This is a genomic window from Streptomyces thermovulgaris (assembly GCF_002155915.1).
Lineage (GTDB): Bacteria > Actinomycetota > Actinomycetes > Streptomycetales > Streptomycetaceae > Streptomyces > Streptomyces thermovulgaris.
Genome location: NZ_MUME01000508.1, coordinates 1 through 2611 on the forward strand (window position 1 = coordinate 1; position 2611 = coordinate 2611).

Sequence of the window (2611 nt, forward strand, 5' to 3'; positions counted from 1 at the left end):
ACCGGCGTGGCCACGCCGGTGACCAGACCCGAGCGGACCCCGCGGTGGTGGGTGCAGTTCAGGTCGACACCGACGGCGATCTTGGAACTGCCGCCGTGCAGCATGGCGCCGACGGAGCCCAGGGTCTCGGCGAGGACGGCGGAGGCGCCGCCGTGCAGCAGCCCGTAGGGCTGGGTGTTGCCCTCCACCGGCATGGTGCCGACGACGCGGTCGGCGGACGCCTCCAGGATCTGCACGCCCATGCGGGTGCCGAGGTGTCCGGCGGAGAACAGGGTGGGCAGGTCTATGCCGAGGGCGGCGTACTCGTCGAGGACTTCCTGGGGAAACTTCACCTGGTGCTGCTCACCCATGGCGTACGGCTCCGTTCGTCGTTGATCGGCGTCGCTGATCGGCTCATGACTGAGCGAACGCTCAGTCGGCTGCCGATTGTTCCAGACGCACCACGACGGACTTGCTGGCCGGGGTGTTGCTGACGTCTGCGGTGGCGTCCAGCGGCACCAGGACGTTGGTCTCCGGGTAGTACGCGGCCGCGCACCCGCGCGCGGTCGGATAGTGCACGACCCGGAAGCCGGGCGCCCGTCGCTCCACGCCGTCCTTCCACTCGCCGACCAGGTCCACGTACGACCCGTCGGCCACGCCCAGCGCCCGCGCGTCCTCGGGGTTGACCAGCACCACCCGCCGGCCGTTCCGGATCCCGCGGTAGCGGTCGTCCAGGCCGTAGACGGTGGTGTTGTACTGGTCGTGCGAGCGCAGGGTCTGCAGCAGCAGCCGCCCCTCGGGCACCTCGGGGTGCTCCACGGGCGCGGCGGTGAAGTGGGCCTTGCCGGTGGCCGTGGGGAAGCGGCGCTCGTCGCGCGGGGCGTGCGGCAGCGCGAAGCCCTTCCCGGGGTGGGCCACGCGCGCGTTGAAGTCCTCGAAGCCGGGGATCACACGGGCGATGCGGTCGCGGATCGCGGCGTAGTCCCTCTCGAACTCCTCCCACGGCACCACGCTCCTCCCGCCCAGCACCCGGCGGGCCAGCCGGCACACGATGGCCGGCTCCGACAGCAGATGGGGGCTCGCGGGTTCGAGCCGCCCGCGGGAGGCGTGCACCATGCCCATGGAGTCCTCGACGGTGACGAACTGCTCACCGCCGGCCTGCACATCGCGCTCGGTGCGGCCCAGTGTCGGCAGGATCAGGGCACGCGCGCCCGTGACGACGTGCGAACGGTTGAGCTTGGTCGACACATGCACGGTCAGCCGGGCGCGGCGCATGGCCGCCTCGGTGACCTCGGTGTCGGGGGAGGCGGCCACGAAGTTGCCGCCCATGGCGAAGAACACCTTGGCCTCGCCGTCGCGCAGGGCGCGGATGGCCCGTACGACGTCGTAGCCGGGCCTGCGCGGCGGGGTGAAGCCGAACTCCTTCTCCAGGGCGTCCAGAAAGGCGGGGGAGGGCCGCTCGACGATGCCCATGGTGCGGTCGCCCTGCACATTGGAGTGGCCGCGCACCGGGCACACGCCCGCCCCCGGGCGGCCGATGTTGCCGCGCAGCAGCAGGAAGTTGACGATCTCCCGGATGGTCGGCACGGAGTGCTTGTGCTGGGTCAGGCCCATCGCCCAGCACACGATGATGCGCCGGGAGGCGAGCACCATGCGCAGCGCCTCCTCGATCCGTTCGCGGGGCAGACCGGTCGCGGCGAGCGTCCGGTCCCAGTCGGCGGCGCGGGCGGCCGCGGCGAACTCCTCGTACCCGTGGGTGTGCTGCCGGACGAACTCCTCGTCCACCGCGCCCTCGGTCTCGATGATCAGCTTGTTGAGGAGCCGGAAGAGGGCCTGGTCGCCGCCGATGCGGATCTGCAGGAACAGATCGGTGAGCGGGGAGCCCCTGAGGAGGCCCTGCGGGGTCTGCGGGTTCTTGAAGCGTTCCAGACCGGCCTCGGGCAGCGGATTGACGCTGATGATCCTCGCGCCGGCGGCCTTGGCCCTCTCCAGGGCGGAGAGCATCCGCGGATGGTTGGTCCCCGGGTTCTGCCCGGCCACGATGATCAGGTCGGCCTGGTACAGGTCCTCCAGCAGCACGCTGCCCTTGCCGACGCCGATCGTCTCCGTCAGGGCCCGGCCGGAGGACTCGTGACACAGGTTGGAGCAGTCGGGCAGGTTGTTGGTGCCCAGCTCGCGGGCGAAGAGCTGGTAGAGGAACGCGGCCTCGTTGCTGGTGCGGCCGGAGGTGTAGAAGACGGCCTCGTCGGGGGAGTCGAGGGCGGAGATCTCCTCGGCGATGATGTCGAAGGCCCGCTCCCAGCCGACCGGCTCGTAGTGATCGGCGCCCTCGGGCAGGTACATCGGGTGGGTGAGCCGCCCCTGCTGCCCCAGCCAGTACCCGCTCTTTTCCGCCAGCTCGGACACGGGGTGCGCGGCGAAGAACTCCGGGGTGACCCGGCGCAGGGTGGCCTCCTCGGCGATCGCCTTGGCCCCGTTCTCGCAGAACTCCGCCGTGTGCCGCCGCTCCGGCTCCGGCCATGCGCATCCCGGGCAGTCGAACCCGTCCTCCTGATTGACCCGCAGCAGGGTCAACGCGGTCCGCCGTACGCCCATCTGACGCTGCGGGTGGCGCAGCGTCAGATGGGCGTAC

2 protein-coding genes are annotated in these 2611 nt (G+C 71.2%); both read right to left on the minus strand.

From position 1 onward, the window contains the following. Positions 1-350: hotdog fold thioesterase (locus CCN35_RS26885; protein WP_086794642.1), on the minus strand; the 350-nt coding region annotated here is incomplete at its 3' end. 61 nt (positions 351-411) lie between these two features. Next, a partial coding sequence (locus tag CCN35_RS26890) for an FdhF/YdeP family oxidoreductase (RefSeq protein ID WP_107501109.1) occupies positions 412-2611 on the minus strand: 2200 nt, incomplete at its 5' end.